This window comes from Blautia sp. CAG:237, assembly GCF_000436615.1.
GTDB classification, from domain to species: Bacteria; Bacillota; Clostridia; order Lachnospirales; family Lachnospiraceae; genus Blautia_A; species Blautia_A intestinihominis.
On sequence record NZ_FR886712.1, the window covers coordinates 21,283 to 45,311 of the forward strand.

21 protein-coding genes are annotated in these 24,029 nt (G+C 45.3%); 4 read left to right on the forward strand and 17 right to left on the reverse strand.

Features of this window, described 5'->3' with window-relative positions; all coding sequences use genetic code 11:
- Positions 1-130: 130 nt before the first annotated feature.
- The 6 genes from QZL69_RS04510 to prfB all read right to left on the reverse strand — a co-directional run bounded on the left by QZL69_RS04510 (position 131) and on the right by prfB (position 7,420).
- A complete protein-coding gene (locus tag QZL69_RS04510) occupies positions 131-2,284 on the reverse strand; it encodes a Tex family protein (protein WP_022214035.1) in 2,154 nt (717 codons plus the stop codon).
- 45 nt (positions 2,285-2,329) lie between these two features.
- On the reverse strand, positions 2,330-3,118 hold the full coding sequence (locus QZL69_RS04515; protein ID WP_022214036.1) for a DUF975 family protein: 789 nt from the start codon (positions 3,116-3,118) through the stop codon (positions 2,330-2,332).
- A 77-nt stretch (positions 3,119-3,195) separates the two neighbouring features.
- Entirely contained in the window at positions 3,196-4,404 is a 1,209-nt protein-coding gene (locus tag QZL69_RS04520; protein WP_022214037.1) for an aspartate kinase, read from the reverse strand.
- Between the two features lie 22 nt (positions 4,405-4,426).
- A complete protein-coding gene (locus QZL69_RS04525; protein ID WP_022214038.1) occupies positions 4,427-5,641 on the reverse strand; it encodes a homoserine dehydrogenase in 1,215 nt (404 codons plus the stop codon).
- A 32-nt stretch (positions 5,642-5,673) separates the two neighbouring features.
- Complete coding sequence (locus tag QZL69_RS04530; protein ID WP_022214039.1) at positions 5,674-6,126, reverse strand: ACT domain-containing protein; 453 nt, start codon at positions 6,124-6,126, stop codon at positions 5,674-5,676.
- Between the two features lie 168 nt (positions 6,127-6,294).
- Positions 6,295-7,420, reverse strand: a protein-coding gene (gene prfB / locus QZL69_RS04535; RefSeq protein WP_118251841.1) for a peptide chain release factor 2 whose coding sequence is annotated in 2 segments (ribosomal slippage) — positions 6,295-7,344 and positions 7,346-7,420 — 1,125 coding nt in all. Because the reading frame shifts where the segments join, the coding sequence is not laid out codon by codon here.
- Positions 7,421-7,615: 195 nt separating this feature from the next.
- Here prfB and QZL69_RS04540 point away from each other — a divergent pair.
- Positions 7,616-7,891, forward strand: coding sequence for a type II toxin-antitoxin system RelB/DinJ family antitoxin (locus QZL69_RS04540; RefSeq protein ID WP_022214041.1), 276 nt, complete (start codon positions 7,616-7,618; stop codon positions 7,889-7,891).
- Positions 7,892-8,043: 152 nt separating this feature from the next.
- Here QZL69_RS04540 and QZL69_RS04545 read toward each other — a convergent pair whose 3' ends face one another.
- From QZL69_RS04545 to QZL69_RS04555, 3 genes are all read right to left on the reverse strand, one after another.
- Positions 8,044-8,844, reverse strand: a complete 801-nt coding sequence (locus QZL69_RS04545; RefSeq protein ID WP_022214042.1) for an MBL fold metallo-hydrolase — start codon at positions 8,842-8,844, stop codon at positions 8,044-8,046.
- Between the two features lie 480 nt (positions 8,845-9,324).
- A complete protein-coding gene (dapF, locus tag QZL69_RS04550) occupies positions 9,325-10,173 on the reverse strand; it encodes a diaminopimelate epimerase (protein WP_022214043.1) in 849 nt (282 codons plus the stop codon).
- Between the two features lie 178 nt (positions 10,174-10,351).
- Complete coding sequence (locus QZL69_RS04555) at positions 10,352-11,155, reverse strand: transglutaminase-like domain-containing protein (RefSeq protein ID WP_022214044.1); 804 nt, start codon at positions 11,153-11,155, stop codon at positions 10,352-10,354.
- Positions 11,156-11,256: 101 nt separating this feature from the next.
- On the opposite strand from QZL69_RS04555, the gene QZL69_RS04560 reads away from it, so the two are divergent.
- Positions 11,257-12,084: a helix-turn-helix domain-containing protein gene (locus tag QZL69_RS04560; protein ID WP_022214045.1), complete on the forward strand. Its 828-nt coding sequence runs from the start codon at positions 11,257-11,259 to the stop codon at positions 12,082-12,084.
- On the opposite strand, the gene rhaD is transcribed toward QZL69_RS04560, so the two are convergent.
- The 7 genes from rhaD to QZL69_RS04595 all read right to left on the reverse strand — a co-directional run bounded on the left by rhaD (position 12,085) and on the right by QZL69_RS04595 (position 19,650).
- Positions 12,085-12,918 (reverse strand): rhamnulose-1-phosphate aldolase, encoded by an 834-nt coding sequence (rhaD, locus tag QZL69_RS04565; protein WP_022214046.1) that lies wholly within the window; start codon positions 12,916-12,918, stop codon positions 12,085-12,087. It abuts the gene before it with no gap.
- A 313-nt stretch (positions 12,919-13,231) separates the two neighbouring features.
- Complete coding sequence (locus QZL69_RS04570; protein WP_022214047.1) at positions 13,232-14,314, reverse strand: Gfo/Idh/MocA family protein; 1,083 nt, start codon at positions 14,312-14,314, stop codon at positions 13,232-13,234.
- Positions 14,315-14,355: 41 nt separating this feature from the next.
- Positions 14,356-15,252 (reverse strand): aldo/keto reductase, encoded by an 897-nt coding sequence (locus QZL69_RS04575; protein WP_022214048.1) that lies wholly within the window; start codon positions 15,250-15,252, stop codon positions 14,356-14,358.
- A gap of 56 nt (positions 15,253-15,308) precedes the next feature.
- Entirely contained in the window at positions 15,309-16,145 is an 837-nt protein-coding gene (locus QZL69_RS04580; protein WP_022214049.1) for a carbohydrate ABC transporter permease, read from the reverse strand.
- A gap of 12 nt (positions 16,146-16,157) precedes the next feature.
- Positions 16,158-17,066: a carbohydrate ABC transporter permease gene (locus QZL69_RS04585; RefSeq protein WP_199611789.1), complete on the reverse strand. Its 909-nt coding sequence runs from the start codon at positions 17,064-17,066 to the stop codon at positions 16,158-16,160.
- A 20-nt stretch (positions 17,067-17,086) separates the two neighbouring features.
- Positions 17,087-18,361 carry an ABC transporter substrate-binding protein gene (locus QZL69_RS04590; RefSeq protein ID WP_022214051.1) on the reverse strand — a complete coding sequence of 425 codons (1,275 nt, stop codon included), beginning with the start codon at positions 18,359-18,361 and terminating at the stop codon, positions 17,087-17,089.
- Positions 18,362-18,633: 272 nt separating this feature from the next.
- Complete coding sequence (locus QZL69_RS04595; RefSeq protein WP_022214052.1) at positions 18,634-19,650, reverse strand: LacI family DNA-binding transcriptional regulator; 1,017 nt, start codon at positions 19,648-19,650, stop codon at positions 18,634-18,636.
- 233 nt (positions 19,651-19,883) lie between these two features.
- On the opposite strand from QZL69_RS04595, the gene QZL69_RS04600 reads away from it, so the two are divergent.
- Complete coding sequence (locus QZL69_RS04600) at positions 19,884-20,423, forward strand: nitroreductase family protein (RefSeq protein WP_022214053.1); 540 nt, start codon at positions 19,884-19,886, stop codon at positions 20,421-20,423.
- 179 nt (positions 20,424-20,602) lie between these two features.
- Entirely contained in the window at positions 20,603-21,835 is a 1,233-nt protein-coding gene (locus tag QZL69_RS04605) for a dicarboxylate/amino acid:cation symporter (RefSeq protein WP_022214054.1), read from the forward strand.
- Between the two features lie 99 nt (positions 21,836-21,934).
- Here QZL69_RS04605 and secA read toward each other — a convergent pair.
- On the reverse strand, positions 21,935-24,029 hold a 2,095-nt coding region (gene secA, locus QZL69_RS04610), incomplete at its 5' end, for a preprotein translocase subunit SecA (protein ID WP_291518337.1).

The window sequence follows — 24,029 nt, forward strand, 5'->3', positions numbered from 1 at the left end:
CCTACGGCCGTTCGCGTACCGCGTCCCCCTTGCTCCCCATTCCGGTATTATGGTGAGTCTTGAGGAGCGGAGGGGCTGGGTGTTTGAGATGGGGAACAGCTTCGTCACACGACCACGCATATACCGTCTCCTACTTCGTTCCCTTCATAGAAAGACTGATTCTTTTTTTCTTGAGGTCTACGCCGATCACGCGCACATCCACAACATCTCCAACAGACACTGCCTCAAGCGGATGTTTGATATATTTCTCACTCATCTCAGAAATATGCACCAGTCCATCCTGATGCACTCCGATATCTACGAAAGCTCCAAAATCAATCACATTTCGCACTGTACCCTTAAGGATCATACCCTCTTTCAGATCCTTCATATCAAGTACATCCGTCCTCAGAACCGGTTTCGGCATCTCATCTCGTGGGTCTCTTGCCGGTTTTTCCAGCTCTTTAACGATGTCACGAAGTGTCGGCTCTCCTACGCCAAGCTCCTCTGCGAGCTTCTTGTAATTTTTGATCTGCTTTGAGATTCCGCTCAGCTTGCCAACCGTGATATCCTCCGGTGCATAGCCAAGTTTTTCCAGAAGCTTCTGCGCTGCCTCATAACTCTCCGGATGCACACTCGTTGCATCCAGTGGATTCTTGCCGCCTGTGATACGCGCGAATCCTGCACACTGCTCAAACGCCTTCGGTCCGAGCTTCGCAACCTTGAGAAGCTCACGACGGCTCTCAAACCTGCCGTTCTCCTCACGATACGCAACGATATTTTTCGCGATCGCCTTGCTGATACCGGAAATATACTCCAGAAGCGATGCAGACGCCGTATTCAGATCCACACCAACCTTATTTACACAGTCCTCAACAACTCCACTCAGTGCCTCACCAAGCTTCTTCTGGTTCATATCATGCTGATACTGTCCGACACCGATCGACTGCGGTGTGATCTTAACGAGCTCTGCAAGCGGATCCTGAAGACGTCTTGCGATGGAAGCCGCACTTCTCTGTCCCACATCAAAATTCGGGAACTCCTCTGTTGCCAGCTTGCTCGCGGAATATACAGAAGCACCAGCCTCATTCGTGATCACATACTGAACTTTCTCCGGGATTTCCTTAAGCAGTTCCACAATGATCTGCTCAGACTCCCTGGACGCTGTTCCATTTCCAAGAGAAATAAGAGAAACATTGTATTTCCTGATCAGTTTCTTAAGTGTATCTTTTGCCGCCTGGATCTTCTTCTCATTAGTCGGTGCTGTCGGATAGATCACAGTCGTATCCAGCACTTTTCCGGTAGGATCTACGACTGCCAGCTTGCATCCTGTACGGAATGCCGGGTCCCAGCCGAGGACAACTTTGCCTACGATCGGAGGCTGCATCAGAAGCTGCTCAAGGTTTTTTCCAAAGACATGGATCGCACCGTCCTCAGCGTTTTCTGTCAGGCTGCTGCGGATCTCCCTCTCGATCGCCGGGGCGATCAGACGCTTGTAGCTGTCCTCCACTACTTCACGGAGAACCGGTGTTGTGATCGGATTATCCTTTGCCAGGACCTGCTTCTGCAGCCAGCCAAGAATTTCTTCCTCCGGTGCATTTACCTTGACTGTGAGGATTTTTTCCTTCTCACCACGGTTCAGGGCGAGCACACGATGTCCGGCAAGCTTCTTGATCGGCTCCTCAAATTCATAGTACATCTCATATACAGAAGACTCTTCCGGTTTCTTCGCTGCAGATGCAACAGAACCTTTTTTCATGGTAAGGTCACGGATATAGATTCGATAATCTGCCTCATCAGAAATCGTCTCTGCCAGAATATCCTTCGCTCCGTTCAGCGCGTCCTCTACGGTCTCCACGCCTTTTTCCTCAGAAAGAAAAGCTTTAGCTTCCTCTTCCAGCGGTTTCTTTGTCATCTGAAGCATGATGATATTCGCCAGCGGCTCAAGTCCTTTTTCCTTCGCAATGATCGCTCTTGTACGTCTCTTTGGACGGTATGGACGATAAAGGTCCTCTACTACTACGAGGGTCTTGGCATCCAGAATCTGCTTCTTCAGTTCCGGTGTCAGTTTGCCCTGCTCTTCAATGCTTGTAAGTACCTGATTTTTCTTATCTTCCAAATTTCTCAGGTAAAGAAGTCTTTCGTGCAGGGTACGGAGCTGCTCATCGTTCAGAGAGCCTGTCGCTTCTTTACGATAACGGGAAATAAACGGGATCGTACATCCCTCATCGATCAGCTTTACAGCAGCCTCTACCTGCCATTTCTGTACTTTAAGTTCGTCGGTTATCACCTGAATAATATCCATAAATAAAAATCTCCTTTTGTGCCCGTAAATAAATCTGCTTAATAACTATGCTTCTGCATTATAATCGTCTGATGCCGTATTTTTGTAAAAAGACTCTTCCTTCTTCTCCGGCTCATCAAACTCTCCCAGAATATCTCTGTAAAAAGCCGTTTCAGACGCTTCCATATACGGAAGTACCCACAGAAGCGGAATCCCCATGAATAGAAGCGACACGATCAGCAGCGGTGCAAAGCTTAGCTGCAGCATAAGATACTGCCAGATATGTCCCTTCATCAAACGCATGCTCTGTTTCAGGGACTCTACTCCTCCCATCTCCGGATTATCTGCCAGAAGATAAAAACTGAGCGCAAGCGGTACTGTGATAAGTACATTCAGTACTACACTCAGGATCATGATTCCCATGATCATCTGCATCCAGTTCATCTGCGCTTCGATCGTGCTTCCTGGATCGGTCAGATATACCGCAAAATAGATCGGAAGCTGTGAAACTGTGTTCAGAAGTGCCATTACAAATGCCGCGATCAGCACTCTGTCCGGCTGATTATGAAACATATACAGAAGATTTCCAAGGCTGAACTCCCTGCCTCTGCTCATATTCAACATCATATAGCTGTATCCTGTACCGAATACCATCGCGATCAGCGACACAACAAATACAAAAATCTGCCCGGCTGCGATCTCCAGCATAGAATTTCCCGGAAAAAGCTCCAGCGAAAGGACATTTCCCAGAAAGTTCACCGCCATATAAGCCAGCATTCCCGCGATCGCGATGATCCAGTTTCCTCTGAGAGCTGCCTTGGCACTTGTTTTCCAGTATTTTCGGTTTCTTTTCATTTTTGACTCCTGTTTTCTGTAAACAACGAAGGAATTCCACCCCTGAAACCACAGAGATGAAATTCCTTCCATTTTATTTAATCTGCCAGGTTAAATGCGTCATGTACTGCGTTCATCGCTCTTACACCGTCTTTTTCGTTGATAAGAACTGTCACGCGGATCTCTGATGTGGAGATCATGTTAATGTTAACGCCCTCATTATAAAGACTCTCAAACATCTTTGCCGCAACACCAGGATTACTCATCATTCCGGCTCCGACAATAGAAAGTTTGGCAATATTTCTCTCAGAATGAAGTTCCTGGTATCCAAGTCTTGCTTTGTTTTCATCAAGGACTGCCATTGCATCATCCAGATCCTTGTCATCTACGGTGAAGGAAATATCCTTGGTTCCCGCACGTCCGATAGACTGAAGGATCACATCTACGTTGATGTTTTTCTTTGCCAGTACATCAAATAATCTGAACGCCACGCCCGGGGTATCCTTCAGACCGATCACGGCGATTCTTACTGCATCTGTATCAAGCGCAACTCCGCTGATCAGCATTCTTTCCACTGTTACTTCCTCCTTTACAACAGTTCCTTCGCTTGTATTCAAACTGGAACGTACCACGAGCGGTACGCCGTATTTCTTTGCCATTTCCACAGAACGATTGTGGAGCACTCCGGCACCAAGTGTTGCCAGATCCAGCATCTCATCATAAGTGATCTCCTTGAGCTTGCGGGCTGTCGGAACTTTACGCGGATCTGCTGTATATACGCCGTCTACGTCAGTGTAGATCTCGCAGGCATCTGCATGAAGTGCCGCTGCCAGAGCAACTGCTGTCGTATCGGAGCCGCCTCTTCCAAGCGTTGTATAATCATCGTATTTATTGACTCCCTGGAAACCTGTCACAACAACGATCTTGTGGTTTTCCAGTTCTCTCTTGATTCTTTCGGTATCAATCCTCTTGAGTCTTGCATTTCCGTGAACGCTTGTAGTATGCATTGCGACCTGGAATGCGTTCAGAGAAACAGACGGAACGCCCAGTTTATCGAATGCCATGGACATCAGTGCCACGGACATCTGCTCTCCGATCGTAAAAAGCATATCCATCTCACGCTTCGGCGGTTTCTCATTGATATCCTTTGCCATAGTGATGAGTTCATCTGTGTATTTACCCATTGCAGAAAGAACTACCACCACATCATTGCCTTTTTTGTATTCTTCTATGCATCTTCCGGCGACATTAAAGATACGCTCTTTGTTTGCAACTGAAGTGCCGCCGAATTTTTTTACTATTAACATAGTTTCTCCCCCGAAAAAAATGTCAGTCTTTGACACGGATCATAGTGACCACACTGCCATTTAATTTCTGAACTTTTTCTTTATATTCTCCCTGTTTCATCTTGGTGGTGATAAATCCAAATTCACCCGGGAGGTTCTTGAGATTTACGATCTCAACGTCGTCAAAAACAGCTTCTACCTGGTCTACGGTTGTGCCTTCGACTCTTACAAAAAATCTTCCCTCAACTTCATCCATCGGAATCAGTTCAAGCGGTTTGCTGGACCAGTTTGTCATAATGTTCTTGTGGAGGTGCTTTGCTTCGTCTACTACGTCAGCAACTACTGCGCTTGCTGTCGGAAGTTTGCCTGCGCCGCTTCCATAGAACATTGCATCACCAAGGACATTGCCATGGACAAATACTGCATTGAATACGTCATTTACGCTGTAAAGCGGGCTGCTCTTACCTACCAGGAACGGTGCTACCATTGCGTAGAAAGAATCGTCTCCGATCTTGCGGCTGGTACCGAGAAGTTTGATCGTCATGTCAAGTTCTTCTGCGTACTGCATATCCTCTGGTGTGATCTTGGTGATTCCTTCGGTATAAATATCCTCGTAATTCAGGAATTTACCGTATGCCAGAGAAGAAAGGATCGCGATCTTACGGCATGCATCATATCCCTCTACATCGGCTGTCGGGTCTGCCTCGGCGTATCCCTTTGCCTGAGCTTCCTTGAGAACTGTATCAAATTCGCAGCCTTCTGTGCTCATCTTGTACATCATGTAGTTGGTGGTTCCGTTGAGGATACCTGTGATCTCATCGATCTCATCTGCTGTCAGAGAAGAGTTCAGTGCACGGATGATCGGGATTCCACCACCGCAGCTTGCTTCAAACAGGAAGTTGATGTTTTTCTCGCGTGCGATCTCCATAAGTTCCGGGCCGTGTTTGGCTACCAGGGCTTTGTTGGAGGTGCAGACGCTTTTGCCGGATTCGAGGGCACGTTTTACAAAGGTGTATGCCGGCTCGATTCCTCCCATAACTTCTACTACGATGTCTACCTCCGGATCGTTTGCGATCACGTCATAGTCGTGAACAAGGACTTTCTCTACCGGATCTCCCGGGAAATCTCTCAGATCCAGTACATATTTGATGTTGATCTCTGCGCCGGCTCTCTTATTGATGCTGTTATGGTTGGTGTTGATAACCTCTACCACACCGCTTCCTACTGTACCGTATCCTAATACTGCAATATTTACCATAGCTTGGTTTCCTCCTGCGTTCTTTCTTATAGTTATTCTCTTCCGAGGATCTTCAGATAATGGATTCCATCTCTCTGTTCGATCTCATCCACCATAGCCTCTGCGTCTCCCTCACCCGGCAGGATATCCACGCTGAGTGTGAGGGTTGCCACTCCATTGATCGGAATACTCTGATGGATCGTCAGGATATTTCCATGGAAACGTGCAATGGTCTGAAGCACAACAGACAAGATTCCCGGTTCATCATCCATCTGAATGATGAAAGTGATCGTCTTTCCTCTGGCTTCTTCGTGAAAAGGAAAAATATCATCCTTATATTTATAAAAGGAGCTTCTGCTGATACCGGTCTGCTCTGCTGCTTCCTGCACAGTGCTCACTTTCTCTGAATCGAGTAATTTCTTTGCCTGTACCACTTTCAACAAAACTTCCGGAACCGCTCGCTCCCTGACTACAAAATACTTCTTTTTTTCTGTTGTTTTTCCCATTATGACCTTCCTGTCTCTGCTGACTTTATCGTTACTGTTCACAGCAACTCTTTATCCATTTGATGAAACACATATCCCTCTCAGGAGATGTCCGTTTTCAAAAGACAACTGTTTTCCCATGAGGGATATGTTATCACACCTCTGCAAAGTCTGCAAGGCTTTTTTGCCTTATGATTCAGCCGGTTTCTTGGCTAATGCGATCCATTTCAGGTAGGCGTTGATGAACGGATCGATGTCTCCGTCAAGAACTGCGTCTACATTTCCGGTTTCTTCGCTTGTTCTGTGATCCTTGACCATGGTGTATGGCTGCATAACATAGGATCTGATCTGATTTCCCCAGCCGATATCGGTTACTTCACCACGGATACCGGAAAGTTTCGCTTCTGCTTCCTGCTGCTTGAGGAGGAAAAGTTTGGCTTTCAGCATCTGCATGGCTTTGTCCTTGTTCATGTGCTGAGAACGTTCATTCTGACACTGTACTACGATTCCTGTCGGGAAATGTGTAATACGGATCGCGGATGATGTCTTGTTGATATGCTGTCCACCGGCACCGCTGCTTCGGTAGGTATCGATACGGATGTCGTCATCGTTGATCTCTACATCCAGGTCTTTCTTGATATCCGGCATAACATCGCAGGATACGAAGGAAGTCTGGCGTTTGCCTGCTGCATTGAACGGAGAAATACGGACAAGACGGTGTACACCTTTCTCGGATTTGAGATAGCCGTAAGCATTCTCTCCGTTGACCTGGAAGGTTACGGATTTGACACCGGCTTCATCGCCGTCGAGGTAATCAAGCACTTCCATACTGAATCCCTTGCGGTCTACCCAGCGGCTGTACATACGATAAAGCATTCCACACCAGTCACAGGCTTCTGTTCCACCTGCTCCGGCATTGAGCTTGATGATCGCATTTTCGCTGTCATATTCTCCTGACAGTAATGTTTTAACACGGATGCTGTCGAAATCCTTCTGGAATTCGTCGAGCATCTCCTGAATCTCCGGAATGATCTCCGGATCATTTTCTTCATAGCCCATCTCGATCATGGTTTCCATATCTTCCAACTGGGTCTCCAGATTGTGGTATGTCTCCATGTCGTCCTTCATGCTCTTGAGCTCTTTCATCTTCTGCTGTGAAACCTCTGCATCATCCCAGAAGTCCGGTGCTTCCATTTCACGCTCTAATTCTTCAACCCTCTGCTCTTTGTTAGCGAGGTCAAAGTGAATCCCTCACTTCCACTAATGGTTCTGTGTATGTTGCAAGAATACTCTTGAACTGATCTAATTCAACCACAGCTTCACCTTCTTTCTATATATTCATATACTGTAATACCATACCATAGATTGGGTGAAACTGCAAGATTTGCAGTGTGAAAAGCCACGAATCCATTTTTTATTTTTGTATTTTTAACTCATCATTTTTATTGACATCGTATATAATATTACATACAATATAAGTATCAAAATTTGTATAAAGGAGGGAATTTCAATGGCTCAGACAAATATAAATATCCGTATGGATGCAGAACTTAAGAAACAGTTTGAAGCCTTTTGTTCTGACATTGGCATGAGTATGACAACAGCATTCTGTGTCTTCGCCAAAAAAGCAGTTCGTGAACGCAGAATCCCATTCGAGATCACCGCTGACAGCGATCCATTCTACAGTCCTGCAAATATTGCACGACTTAAGAAGTCAATAGAACAACTTGAAACAACCGGTGGTACAATACATGAGGTAAATATGGATGATAAAAGCATGGTCTGATGAAGCATGGCAGGATTTTGAATAAATAATCTAATTTTGATTGCTCAGTGTGGTTCGCATTATAGAGATAAATAAAGCAAGTCCCCATCATACATGAAACTTTCCAATGTTTATATGCATGATGGGGATTTATATGTACTATAATTAACAGATTATAATTCTATTCTCTCCAGATCCTCCGGGACGAAGAGATTTCCGTGGAAGTATTTCTTTCCTTCTTCTGTGTAGAGTTCTTTGCGGCGGGCGATGTTCTTGTCCTCGGTGTGGTAGAGGATCAGGTTCTGTACGCCGAGCTGCTCTGCCAGTTCGCTGGCGTCTTTGGCTGTGGAGTGATGTTTCTCGTATGGGTGGAATCTGTCTGCCTGGTCGAAGAGACAGAATGCTTCGTGAAGGAGCCATTTGCTGTTTTCGGCGTATTTTTTCTCGCAATCGTTGTATGGCTCATCGCCACAACAGGTGAATTTGTCGCCATTGCCCATGTCCATGCAGAAGCCAAACTGTTTCGCTTTGGTGGACTGGATGTCGAAGAAAGTCGTCTTATGTCCCATGATGGTTCTTTCTTCTCCGTCTTCTACGACTACCAGATGCAGGCGGTCTCCAATATAGCAGGTCTGTTTCTTAGGATAAAGCATCTCTGCCATTTGCTTGAGGATGCGGATGACCTCTTCGTGTCCGTAAATTGTTGCCTCACCTTCGTACTGTCCCTGTTTCATATGCTGGCAGATCATACGGATCATCCAGACAACACCCATGATGTGATCTACATGTTTGTGTGTCACGAAGATCTCGCGCATGTCCATCCAGTCAAATCCGGCATGTTTGAGCTGTGCCAGCAGTGTATTTCCACCACCGCCGTCAACCAGCAGATGCTTATCCCCATCTCTCAGCACAAAACATGTATTGTAACACTCAGTTACCATTGCATTTCCTGTTCCCAGCATTGTAATATCCATAAAAGCGTGAACCTCTCTTTCGTATCGTTCGTAACTATTCAGTACCCTCACAGTTACGAGTCAAAATGCGTGCAAAACGGACATTCGCATTCCGCCTTGCTACATGCTCATGAACGCAATTGCTTCGCAGATTACGTTCAAATCACCTTCGGTGATAGCATTTTGCTTTGTATGTCTCGGGATTTCGACAAAAACATGTCGAAACACCTCGCAGGATACTACCTACTGAATAGTTACGTATTTTCCATATTTTTCTGATATATTTTATCATAAGTGCAAAAGAAAGGAAACAGCGTTTGCTATCTCCTTCATTGAATCAATTATAAATTTTTCTTATTTATATCATTAACAATTTTCTATTATTCCCCATCAAAGCAATATGGCACTTAAGCATCGAAAAGTAGTTTTAACAGTTCTTAATTATGCACTAATTACATAGATTAAGACACTGAAGCAGAATTTTCTTTTAGAAATTATATCTTATGAGAAAAAGCTCTCCGCCACGCTCATATCCGCAACGTATCCCACACTTCCGGTCATGTAGATGGTGCCGTCTTTGTGGATGTCAATCTGGATCATGCCGCCTGGCTGGTTGATGTTGATGCGGTTTTCGGTGAAACCGAGTTTGTATGCAGCCATTGCTGCGGCGCAGCTTCCTGTACCGGAAGCTTTGGTGTAGCCGGAGCCGCGTTCCCAGATCTCGATGTCGAGATTGCCGGTGTCAATCTTACGGCAGATCTGGAGGTTCATCCTCTCCGGAAATTCATCGGCGTTTTCCACATATGGTCCAAGTTCTCTGGCTGCTTTTTCACTTACCTCATCCATAAAGATGATACAATGTGGATTACCGATCGTCAGACAGGTTGCCTTGTAATCTTTGTTGTTGAAGGTAAAGTCCTCATTGATAACCTCACGCACCTCGCCAGTCACTGGAATCTCTCTGGAAAGGAAGGATGCCTTTCCCATGTTTACACGAAATTCTGTGGCACGGCTGTTCAGGCACTCCACTTCAATAGAACCGGACAAAGTTTCGATCTCAAATTTTTTCTCTTTGACATATTCATGGTCAAGAAGGTATTTTGCAAAAATACAGACACCATTTCCGCTGATCGCCGCTTCGCTTCCGTCAGAGTTGTAGATATGCACGCCCATTTTTCCATTGATGTCCACCGGTCCGTACAGAACGCCGTCTGCACCGAGTCCAAAACCTCTCTGACACATCAGAGCAATCTTTTTGCCCTGAAGCTGTACACGGTTCTTGTTCGGATCCAGTACCAGATAATCATTTCCAAGTCCCTGATATTTTATCATTGTAATGCAGTCTGTCATTGCTATGCCCTCCCGCTTGATTTGCTTATATTATGGATTTATCGTTACCCGCAATTCATTTAACCATTCGATAGTTCCAGTATATAAGCTATTTTTTACAATGTATATAGAATAAACTGCTCTATACCTTGCAAAAAATGCGGTCATGCTATTGTTTGACCCGTTCACAGCCTCCTAATCATGCCCATTTAATTGTTCCATAACTGGATTTCATTGTACACACCCTATCACATCTCAGGCGAAATGGATACTGTTTTCTCGTGACCAGGCATAAATTCTTGTTTGTGTGTGCCCGCTGCATACTACAGTCAAGCATTTTCCATGCATTTCCATATTTTACCTCGCACCATCCATGTGGAGACAATGCGGCATATGGTCCTCTTGCAGTAACTGCACCACACGCCACACGCGCATCATAGCCCAGAACTCTTGCAATATATGCCATTGTAGAGGCATAATAATAGCAGTCACCTCTTCTGTAAGTAAACATGTAACCTGCACAGGAAGCAATCTGATTTGCCCGTGGTGCGTGATCTGTCATATTATAATAAGGATAATTAAGCAGTGTACAGAAACAGGTTCTAAGACGTTTAGAAGGCAGATCTGTTGCCTTTGAGTATCTCATGACAAAAGCAACTGCCTGACGGATTTCTTTCGTTGTAACCCTTACACCCGTTTTGTCCACATAAAAGTATCCAGTCGTTTTTGAGCCGACAATGTGATTCGTGATAAGCCTGCTGTTTCGGTCAAAATAATAATATTTATTCGAAATTTTCTTCCATCCCTTTGCTCTTATTCCTTTTACAGAATAATACTTTCCATTATTCTGGCTGAACCATCCGGTATACACTTTATTATTCTGATATACTTTGCCTTGTCGAATCGTAATCCCGGATGCGGCAGATACATTTATACCTCCCGCCATAAGTGCCAGCGCTATTATCAATACAGCTATTACATTTTTCCATGCTTTCTCCTTCATTGTTCTCTCCCTGTATAAAATGATATTTTTTATTATACACCACTTCTTTTCCAGTGAATACTTCTTTATAATAGAAAGCAAACAAATCAGGAGGGCTTCCCATGGACTATTCGCAGTATTCCCTTGCAAAAACCGGCTATCTCAAGGAGGATTTCCGGCTGTTTCATATCAATGACCGTACAGACCGGGAGTTTGAGTGGCATTATCATGATTTTCACAAGATCATCGTCTTTGTCTCTGGCAAAGTTACTTATCATATAGAAGGAAAAGCTTACCACCTCAAACCTCAGGACATTCTTCTGGTCAGCCAGGGTGCGATCCACAAGCCGGAGATCGACCCGGCGGTGCCATATGAACGCTATATTTTCTGGCTTCGTGAAGATCTGTCACGTCCAGAGCTCAACACCTGTTTCCAGAAAGCCAACGACCGCAGCTTCAACCTTGTCCGTCTGGATTCTGCCCTCCAGGAACGCCTCAAGGATCTGCTGCCCGAGATCGAGCAGTCCCTGCGTGGTGACCAGTTTGGGGATAATTTCTTAAGTGAGGCACTTTTTACACAGTTTATGGTCTACATCAACCGGATTTTCCTCAAAAGCAGTACTGCTCCAGACCGGAAATCCTACTCTTCGGACTCCCAGGTGGAGCAGCTTCTGAAATATATTAATCGAAATCTGGCAGAAGACCTCTCGATCGACAGTCTCGCCGGGAAGTTTTTCTTCAGCAAATATCATATGATGCGGAAATTCAAAGAAGAAACAGGCTACACGATCCACAACTACATCGTCAGCAAACGCCTGCTTCACGCCCGCTCTCTGATCTCCCAGGGAATGCCCATAATGAAAGCCGCCCAGATGAGCGGCTTTCGGGATTACACTACGTTTGTCCGTGCTTACAAAAAGCAGTTCGGAACAGTGCCAACACAGCGATGATCATTTTTCTTTTTCATAGAGGAATTCTTCTGGCAGGCTTACGTGGAAGTCTTTTGCCAGAGCACGGAAGTTATCCGGTGTGATAGTCTGGAGCTTGTTTGGTGACATGGAGAGGATCTTGACCAGGATCTCTGCAGATTTCTCTACTGTGTGGAGCAGACCGAATGTCAGGTCAAAATCTTCTCCGGAACAGAACATTCCGTGATGTGCCCAGATGACAACATCGTATTTTTTCATCAGTTCTGCTGTTTTGATAGCAATTTCTCTTCCGCCCGGAACCATCCAGCCGATCACTCCGACACCATCAGGGAATACAACCGGACACTCTGTTGCGGATTCCCACAGTTCTCTTGTGAATACCTTGTCTTCCAGTGGAAGTACGAAAGTCAGCGCGATCGTATTTGTGGTATGTGCATGGTAGATAACACGATGTCTTCCGTTTGTCAGTTTCTTCTTCACTTCATGGTTCATCAGATGAGTCGGAAGCTCACTGGTCGGTCTGCCGCCCTCGACAAGTCCCCAGCGGATCCTGTACTTCGTTCCTGTCTCATCCAGCTCGATGATCGCAAGACATACTTCCGGGTCCACGATGATGTTTCGGAAATATTTACCGCTTCCTGTCACAAGGAAAAACTCTCCTGCCAGACCCGGAACTTCCACTCCGATCTCTTCCCATTCTCCCGGTGCATTCAGTCGCGGTTTGATCATCTCTACTTCTTCCGGTTTCAGACGATAGCTTAAGTTTCCACCGTTTCTCTCATGCCATCCCTGCTGATAACCGTCATCTGCCATTTTGATAAAGCCTTTTACGAATTTAGATTCAAGAATTTTCATTTTAATACTCTCCTGTCTGTTTTTGTTGTTTTGTATCTTTGTGGTTTTGTGTCTGTTTTATTTTAATTTTATGTGGTTTCTTTTTGTTTATGTCTGCATTATATATTGTTTTATGTGGTTTGTAAAGAGGTTTTTTCAAAAAATAGTCACAAATCACATGTGGTTTTCACAGTTCTTTCTGCAATACTACACAAAACCACAAAAACAAAGCACCAAATTCATCAAGAAACATCACTTCAAAAGAAATGTTTCTTGATAGATTCAGTGCTTTTGTTTACAAGCATTTTATAACGTCAGGATCCTGTTTTTTGGTTTATTTCTGCGCCCATGGCTGTGTCTGAGTCTCTACTACAGTCACCGGATGTTCCAGAGCTTCATCCATCTTGAGGCAGATATACATATCCTGCAGTGCATCTGCCATTCCATAAAATTCTTCACCGCCGTTGATATACTCATGCATTTTTACCATACAGGAAGCAACTGCGATCTCGTCATCGTTGAATCTCGCATTGATAAACGGTGTACGGAACAAAAATTCCTCGCCCAGCATAACCGCATAATGTGACCATTCCTGATTTCCATATACGCCAAGATCAATCCTCCGAAGATCCTGTGTGACCGGAATATTCTGCGCATTCAGATAGCGAATAGTAAGATCATCGATCTCACCTCGTGTTCCCTGCACGGTAAGCTGTCTGGTGCGGATAAAAGAGTGATACTGCGCCGGGTCAGAAAAGTCGAAATATGCCACTTTGCCATTGTCGAATTCCATCGTCAGACGATCTCTGGAGCATTTGACAACCTCTCCATCAAAAACCATGCCCTCTCTTCCATATGTTTCCGTCACATCAAACCAGTAACGTTTTCCGTAAATCCTGCAGTTCTCAAATCCTGTTCTAAGGAACTGCCGGATGATACTCGCACCGTGATAACCGTGGAGTGAAGAAATATTGATATTTTCTACCTCACCAAGCTTTCCATCACAGATTGCCTTGTACCAGGATGCATAGAGCGGCTGCAGGAAATACTGTTCTGCCACCTGCACTTTTGGCTGATATTTCTGATAAGCATCCCAGAGCTGATGCAGTGCTTCCACGTCTTCTCCCGGAGGTGTTTCCGTCAGCACCGGGATCCCTCTCTCAAATAAAGTGATCAGATTTTCTGTGACGATTCCTCTTTTGATTGCCATTACGACAAACTCCGGCTCTTTTTCCACAAGTTCATCCAGTGTATTGACTACTTTTACACTGAATTTTGCAGAAAAAGCCTCACCTTTTTCTTTACTTCTTATCATCACTGCTGCCAGATCAAACATTTCCGGCAGGGCTTTGGCAATGCGAATATAAAATTCTGCTCTCCAGCCGGAACCGATCAGTCCAAAACGAATTTTACTCACGTTTCTGTCCTCCCAAGATCATTTATGTCAACTAATTTTCATCACGGTACAGCGTATCCTCTGGATGCTTCCAGAATCTGATACCACTCATCATAAGAAAGTTCCAGTTCTGTCGCATCCACGGCTTTCTGGATTCTGTCTGCATTCATAGTTCCTGTGATCGCCGCAATTCTTACCGGATGAACAAACAGCCATGCGTAGATCACTGCGTCGATCGTAGTCTTATGCTCTTCTGCGATTGCCGTAAGTACAGTACGCAGACGTACAAATTTTTCATCGGTACTCTTAAATACATCACCACCTCCAAGCGGAGACCATGCCATCAGAGGGATTCTTCTTGTAAATGCATCGTCAACTACTCCATTAAAGAAGTTCTCAGTGTTTTTGACAGAAAGCTCCATCTGGTTCGTCACAAGCGGAATGTTCAGATAACTCTGAAGCATCGTCATCTGGGACGGCAAAAAGTTTGAAACACCAACATTCAGGGCTTTTCCCTGCTTTACAACAGTTTCCAATGCATCTGCAGTTTCTGCCGGATCAGCCAGCGGGTCAGGTCTGTGGATCAGTAGAAGATCTACATGATCTGTTCCCAGTTTTTCCAGAGATTCGTCCATTTCTTTCAGAATCTCTTCTTTTGTACTTTTATAGTAAATGGTCTTGTTTCCATAATGTCCCGGGCATACGATACCAGCTTTTGTGATAAGCTGCATCTTGTCCCTCAGTTCCGGACGTTTCCGAAGTACCGCATCTCCAAAGATTTTTTCACAGGTATAGCCGCCGTATACCGGTGCATGGTCAATGGAGGTCACTCCCATATCCAGACATTTTTCTACAAGATCCAAAAGTTCATTTTCGGTAAGATTGGAATCTGCGATTCTCATGCATCCCATAACTACCTGAGATAATTCCAGATTTTCTGATAATTTGATTTTTTTCATAATGCTCACTCCTGATGTTTATTATTTGTAACTGTTCAGTACCCTCACAGCTACTATTATTCTTTTACACCGCCGGTGGTCAGACCTGCGATGATCTTTTTCTGGAAAATAAGTACCAGAATGATAAGCGGAACGGTTACTACAACAGTCGCTGCCGCAATGTCGCCCCACGGAAGCTCGTAATTGCTCGGGAAAAGTGCAATACCTACCGGTACTGTCCTCATATTGTCATTTGTCATAAAAGTCAGTGCATACAGATACTCATTCCATGCATTGATAAAGACGATCAGTGCCACAGAAAAAGTTGCCGGTTTGATCAGAGGAAGCATGATCGTGAAGAAAATCTTACCTCTGGAACAGCCATCGATCGCTGCAGCCTCCTCAAATCCCTTCGGAAGCTGTGCAAAAAAGTTCGTCAGAAGCCAGATCGACAGGGGCAGGGCAAAGGTGATGTACGGAATGATCAGACCTGCATATGTATTGAGAAGCTTCAGGTTTTTCAGAAGAAGATAGATCGGGCTTAAGGTTGCGATCGTCGGGAACATGGAAATACTTAAGATCGCCATGAGCATGATCTTTTTACCTTTAAAGCGAAGTCTCGCAAGTGCATATGCTGCGGAAGCACCGATTAGAATGCTGAGTACCGTTGTGGAAAGTGCCACGATAAAACTGTTCAGCAGATATCTTCCAAATGGATGTTTCGTAAATACATTTTTGTAAAAGTCCCAGTGGACCTTGCTCGGGATCCACTTCGCCGGAATTGCTGAGATCTCCGACAGAGGTTTGATCGAAGTCATAAACTGCCAGAAGAAAGGAAGGACAATGATTCCGACAAAAACGATCACAAACACTGCGAATAAGATTTTTCCTGCTATGCTCTTTGATTTCTGCACAATGTCCACCTCCTACATCTCTGTCAGACGGTTTCCCATAAATTTCATATAGATCACGCTGATCAGGAATACAACTACAAAGATCAGCACTGCCAGGGAAGAACCATATCCAAAATCAAGGAATTTCATCAGGTTATTGTATGCGTACACAGACACACTCTCCGTTCCGTTCGCGCCTCCTGTCATAACGGAGATCAGGTCAAATACCCGGAAAGCATCCAGGGTACGGAACAGCATTGCCACGAGGACAGTCGTTTTGACGTTTGGAAGCGTGACATAAATGAAACGCTGAATTACATTTGCACCGTCAATCTTTGCCGCTTCATAGAGATCATCCGGAACCATCTGCAGCCCTGCAAGGATCAGAAGTGCCATATACGGCGCTGTTTTCCAGATATCCGTGATGACCAGCGCCATAAAGGAACCACTTGAAGTACTGAGCCATGCTTTGTAACCATCGATCACCCCAAGGCGGCACAATACATCATTAAAAAGTCCATACTGATCGTTGTAGATAAATTTCCACATCATTGCAGAAACAGAGGTCGGAATCGCCCACGGAATCAGGATTGCTGCCCGGACGAAGCCTTTTGCCTTGAATCCCTGATTCATGATCATCGCAGAAATAAAGCCGAGAATCGTCTCAAAAAATACTGTCACAACAGTAAATTTCAGTGTAAATACAAGTGCCGTCAATGCTCTGGAATCCTGAAAAATCTTTATATAATTTCCCAGTCCGACGAACGGATACCCGCTCGTCGGATCAGTCAGGACCATCTCATGGAGACTCAGCCAGAATGTACGAAGTATCGGATAAACCGCCACGATCGTCAGAACAATAAGAGCCGGTGTCATCATAATCCATGCATCCCTGGATTCTGTTTTTTCCAGTGAACCACGTCCCTTTTTCATTGTGCTCATTCCTCTCCCTTAAAATTTTATTATTTTGTAAGCTCTTCCAGTTCGCTCTGGAGTGTATCAAGTGCATCTTTGACTTCCATCTCGCCGGTGAGTGCCTGGTGTACATTTCTCTGGATCGCATCGGAAACTTTTGCATATTTTGGTGTCTGCGGTCTGGATTTTCCTGTTGCGATGATGTCTGCAAAATCAGAGTAGAATGGGATTGCTTCCAGGATATCAGCATCTTCATAAACAGATTTTACAACTGGCGGCTGAGAAGAGATCAGAGTCATTTCTTTCTGTGTATCTGCACTTGCCATGTAGGAAATGAAATCAGCTGCTGCCTCTTTGTGTGCATCGTCAACGTTGTTGTTGATCACAAGATCAAGTCCACCGAGACAGGTGTGAGAATCTTCACCACTTGGTCCGACCGGAAGTGTAGTTGCGCCAATTTTTCCTGTCACCTTGGAACCTTCATCCTGTCCGCTTGACCAGAATCCTGACCAGTCACGTATGAAGAGGCATTTGCCTTCTTTGAATACCTGCTCACTCTCTGTTTCGGAATAAGTTGTGATTCCTTCCGGTGCATAATCATCAACAAGTTTCTTCATGATCTCTGTTGCTTCTACATTATTGTCGGAGTTTGCAACAGGAGTTCCGTTCTCGTCCAGAATATCTCCGCCATTGCCCCATACATATTCCACCCAGTTGCATACAAGAGATTCGGACTGTGCTGCCTGGAAATCAGCTCCATATTCCACGCCATCTACACCTTTTGCCTTGTCTGCCAGCTCCATCCAGCCTTCCCAGGTATCCGGAGCTTCTGCACCCAGATCTTCAAGGACATCCGTACGATAGAAAAGGACACTTGAGTTTGTGAACCATGGCATTGCTACAAGTTTGCCATCAATCGTTGCACCTTCTACCGGACCTGTGAGCATTCCCTCTGTCAGAGAAGGATCTACCAGATCAGAGAGATCTGCCAGCCATCCTGCAGAACCAAACTCGCTGATATAAGTTACATCAAGTCCCATTACATCTACACTGGTATCTCCGGAAGCAAGCTTGTTTACAAAATCATCGTGAACTGTGTTTGCATCCTGCGGGAGAATGACAGTCTGTACTTCCACTTTGTCCTGGCTTTCGTTGTAGGCATCTACCATCTTCTGGGTTGCCTCGCCAACGCCCTGGTCAAAGGAAAATGAAATCGTTACCTTATCGTCTGCCTTTACTGCCAATGGTGCCGCAAAGATAGATGCGGTCATTGCTCCTGCTGACATAAGTGCTGCTGCTTTTTTCCACTGTTTTGTTTTCATGTTGTTTCCTCCTTCATGAATGAAAATATATATTGTGTTTTTTATAGATCTCTTAATTTAAGAATGTCTCTGAACTGTCGGAATGATATTTATACTTTTAGGAAAACGTTTACATTTAGTTGTAAAAAAATAATGTTTCATCGTTTTTCCGTTTGTTATAATCACTAATATTTGTGATTTTCTTTTGTATAATCTGCATAATCTTTAGGGAAATCGCTTTCCTATTCGTTCAAAAGTAAGAGCTGCTCCTATACAGCTCTTCTTTCCTGTATTCAGTTCAGATTCTTTGTCGTGCTCCTTCGGATAATCTTGTGGGGCACATACTCCTTCATTGGTGCTTCTGTGCTGCCATCCATCAGTTCCCTGAGCATCTCCGCCGCCTTGACTCCCTCATCATAGTAAGAGATCCGCACGGTTGACAGCTCCGGCTTGATGTAAGTTGCAAATTCAGAATCATCAAATCCCATGATGGAAATATCATCTGGAATCTTCACTCTCATGTTGTCAAGATACTGGATTGCTCCTACTGCGATCACATCACTTCCGGTGACTACTGCCGTCGGGAGCTTACTGTTCTCCTCATAGAGCTTCTTCATTCCCTGATATCCCGCTTCAAAAGAAAAATCTCCCTGGGCAATGTAGGAATCCTTCACTTCTATTCCTGCTTCTTCCAGTGCTTTCTTATAGCCAATGACACGCTTCTTGCCAGATGAAAAGTCATTCTTCGGTCCGCCGAGATAGGCGATCCGCTCATGGCCATTGTCCAGAAGGAACTTCACCGCATCGTACATCGCCTCCACATTATTGTGGATCACAGTGTGCACTGCTTCCTCATCCTCCGAAGCTTCCTGTGTCACCAGGACTACCGGATAATTTCTCTTGCGCATGCGCTCTACCAGAGTGTGGTTTACATCAACTCCGGCAAAAAGCAGGCCTTCGATCTGCTTCTCCTCCAGAATTCCCAGTAATTTCAGTTCTTTCTCAAGTTCACCCTGTGATTCACAGAGGACAACAGTATAGCCTTCCTGTGCAAAAACACTGTTGATTCCCTTGGTGAGTTTACCAAAAACTGCATTGGAAATGTCCGGTACGATAATACCGATCGTATTGGTCTTCTTTGTGATCAATCCCTGTGCAAGGCTGTTGGGCTTGAAATGATTCTTCTCGATCACTTCGTAGACTCTGTCACGGAGTTCTGCACTTACCGGCTTCGTCTTATTGATCACCCTGGATACAGTCGCAATCGATACACCGGCTTCCCGGGCAATATCTTCTATCGTAACTGCCATTCTGATTCTCCTTGCTGGTTTGTTAGGAAAAGGTTTTCCTTACATGTGTCATAGTAGCACTCTCTTAAGTGAACGTCAATTGCTTTTTGGAAAAAAACACAACTTTGTATAGATTATATAAGTTATTCTTTTGGTTTTTGTGAATTGTGCATACATAAACTTCTCATTGAATCCCCTTTATCGCTATGTTAAAATGACGTTGTATAAAGTTATCACATCAAGGAGGACTCACCATGGAATTTCAGAAATTAATAGAAACCAGAAGAACTGTCCGCAAATATGCGGCTGACAGTAAAGTGACCAGAGAACAGATGGAAGCTCTGATCCGTGCCGCGCAGGAGGCTCCGTCCTGGAAAAACTCTCAGACAGGACGTTACTACTGTGTTCTTTCCAGAGAAATAGTCGACAAGATCCGTGCAACCTGCCTTCCGGGTGCGGGAAATGCGGGTAAATCCGAGAATGCTGCGCTGATCGTAACAACCTTCGTACATGACCGCGCCGGTTTCCAGAAAGATGGTACCGCCGACAATGAACTTGGAAACGGATGGGGATGCTATGATCTTGGTCTGCAGAATGAAAACCTGATCCTCAAAGCGGCAGATCTGGGACTTTCTACTCTGATCATGGGACTCCGTGAATCTGATAAACTCCGCGAACTCCTTGATATTCCAGAGACAGAAACTGTTGTGTCTGTTATTGCAGTCGGCAAGGCAGCCGAATCTCCGGCACGTCCGCCGCGCAAGGAACTGGATGCGATCGCGAAGTTCTTCTAATTCGTTGTCATAGACAACAAATACAAATTTAGCCAATTTTTGACTCTGTATTGTATCTTTTTTGTACATATGATACAATGAATTGTCAGGTGATGGCGATGAAGGCATTGCGTTTATTTGCGATGCCTTTTTTTATACCCGAAACCTGTACAAAAGGGAAAGAAAGAGAGGAACTATTAATGAAAGAAAAGAAAAAAATGTCCCTGGCCATGCAGATTTTTATTGCACTGGTCCTGGCGATCATTGCTGGTCTTCTGATGCAGAGTCATGCCAGCTTCGCCGAATCTTACATCAAACCGTTTGGAACGATTTTCCTGAACCTGATCAAGTTTATCGTCGTTCCGATCGTACTGTTTTCCATCATGTGCGGTATCATTTCCATGAGTGATATCAAGAAAGTTGGATCTATCGGTCTCAAAACAGTTGTTTTTTATCTGTGCACAACTGCTTTTGCTGTTACGATCGGTCTAACCGGTGGAAACCTGTTCAAAGGACTGTTTCCTGTAGTTGCTACCACAGACCTGACCTATGAGGCTGCTGAGGCAACTTCCTTCATGGATACACTGGTAAATATTTTTCCATCCAACTTCGTTTCACCGATGGTAGAAACAAACATGCTGCAGGTTATCGTAATGGCGATCATCCTTGGTTTCGCGATCATCCTCGTCGGTGAGAAAAACGTCCGCGTTGTAAACGCATTCAATGATCTGAATGAGATCTTTATGAAATGTATGGAAATGATCCTGAAGCTGTCCCCGATCGGTGTCTTCTGCCTGCTGTGTCCGGTTATCGCAGCCAACGGTCCGGCAATCATCGGTTCCCTGGCTATGGTACTTCTCGCAGCTTATATCTGCTATGTTGTACATGCTGTAGTTGTTTATTCACTGACTGTCGGAACACTCGGTGGAATGAGCCCGCTGAAATTCTTCAAGGGCATGCTTCCGGCGATCATGTTTGCATTCTCCAGTGCTTCTTCCGTAGGAACCCTGCCGATCAACCTGGAATGTACTGAGAAACTTGGTGCCAAACGTGAGATCGCATCCTTCGTACTTCCACTCGGTGCTACCATCAATATGGACGGTACTGCGATCTATCAGGGCGTCTGTGCGATCTTTATCGCATCCTGCTACGGAATCCATTTGACACTTTCTCAGATGCTGACTATCGTGCTCACAGCAACTCTCGCTTCTATCGGAACTGCTGGTGTGCCTGGTGCCGGTATGGTCATGCTTGCGATGGTGCTTACTTCTGTAGGTCTTCCGGTCGACGGTATCGCACTTGTTGCCGGTGTTGACCGTATCTTTGATATGGGACGTACCACTGTCAACATCACCGGTGATGCTGCCTGCACTATGGTCGTTTCCAACCTGGAATCAAAGAAAGATGCCCGCAGAGCAAAAGCTGGGAAATAAACTCTCTGATATTAAAAAATCAAATATCACCTATGCAAAAAGCTGCATCCTCATCGGAATCACTCCAACGGGGATGCAGCTTCTTTATTATCTGCTCTATTATGCTTTCATTAATTTACGTCCGCAGCACTGTTTGTATTTCTTGCCGCTTCCGCACGGGCATGGATCGTTCGGATAAATCTTGTCTTCTTTACGCTGAACAGGAGCTTTTGCGGAGGAATCATCCTTGTTGGTTCCTGTAACTTTGGCAACCTGCTCACGCTCTGCCTTCTGCTCTACATTTACATGATACAGCATACGGACAGTATCTTCCTGGATCGCACTGATCATGTTGTTGAACATCTCGTAAGCGCTCATCTTGTACTCAACAACCGGATCTCTCTGGCCATATCCTACAAGGCCGATTCCCTGACGGAGACTCTCCATGTCGTCGATGTGATCCATCCACTTGCTGTCGATGCATTTCAGGAGAACGACACGTTCCAGTTCACGAAGCTGCTCTGCTTCCGGGAACTCTGCTTCTTTGGCTTCGTAGAGTTTGACAGCTTTTTCTTTGATCTCGTGCTTGATCTCGTCTTTCTTCTTGCCTTTGACATCTTCCTTAGTTAAAGCCTTGATCGGGATGATCGGGAGCAGTGCTGTGTTGAACTCATCCAGATCCCACTCTTCGGAATCTACATCATCGGAGAAGCACATATCTACAGTACTGTCTACGATATCTGTGATCATCTTGTAGATGGCATCGCGCATGTTCTCTCCATCCAGTACCTGACGGCGCTCTGCATAAATGATCTCACGCTGCTCGTTATTTACCTGGTCGTAATCGAGAAGGTTTTTACGGATACCGAAGTTGTTGAACTCGATCTTCTCCTGTGCCTTCTGGATCGCGTTGGAAAGCATCTTGTGTTCGATCTGCTCATTCTCTGCAACACCGAGGGATGTAAATACTTTCATCAGTCGCTCAGAACCGAACAGACGCATCAGGTCATCCTCAAGAGAGATATAGAAACGAGATTCACCCGGATCTCCCTGACGACCGGAACGTCCACGGAGCTGGTTATCAATACGTCTGGATTCATGACGCTCTGTACCGATGATCTTGAGACCGCCGGCTTCTCTTGCAACGTCATCGAGCTTGATATCGGTACCACGACCTGCCATGTTGGTCGCGATGGTAACAGCACCGGACTGACCTGCCTGTGCAACGATCTCTGCCTCAAGTTCATGGAACTTCGCATTCAGGACTTTATGCGGGATTCCCTCGCGGCGGAGCATCTTGCTGATGAGCTCGGAAGTCTCGATGGTGATCGTACCAACCAGTACCGGCTGTTTCTTTGCATATGCTTCCTTAACAGCCTCTACGACTGCGTTGAATTTCTCTTTCTTGGTCATGTATACGGCATCTTCGAGGTCTTTACGCTGTACCGGTCTGTTGGTCGGGATCTCTACAACGTCCATTCCGTAGATATCACGGAATTCTTTCTCCTCGGTAAGTGCTGTACCGGTCATACCGCCCTTCTTGTCATATTTGTTGAAGAAGTTCTGGAATGTGATAGTAGCAAGAGTCTTGCTCTCTCTCTTGACCTTGACATGCTCTTTTGCTTCGATCGCCTGATGAAGTCCGTCAGAATAACGGCGACCCGGCATGATACGTCCGGTAAACTCATCTACGATCAGGATCTCGTCATCCTTAACTACGTAATCCTGGTCCTTATGCATCAGGTTGTGTGCACGGAGTGCAAGGATGATATTGTGCTGGATCTCCAGGTTCTCCGGATCTGCCAGGTTCTCGATATTGAAGAATTTCTCAACCTTCTTGACACCCTGCTCGGTGAGGTTGACGATCTTGTCCTTCTCATTGACAACGAAATCACCAGTCTCGACAACTTCCTCGCCCATGATAGCTGCCATCTTGGTCATCTCATGGCTGGCTTCACCACGCTCAAGCTGCTGTGCCAGGATATCGCATACTTCGTAAAGTTTGGTGGATTTGCCGCTCTGTCCGGAAATGATAAGAGGTGTACGTGCCTCGTCGATCAGGACGGAGTCGATCTCATCGATGATGCAATAGTGCAGATCTCTCTGTACAAGCTGCTCTTTGTAGATAACCATGTTGTCACGAAGATAATCGAATCCAAGTTCGTTGTTTGTTACATAAGTAATGTCGCATCCGTATGCTGCACGGCGCTCTTCC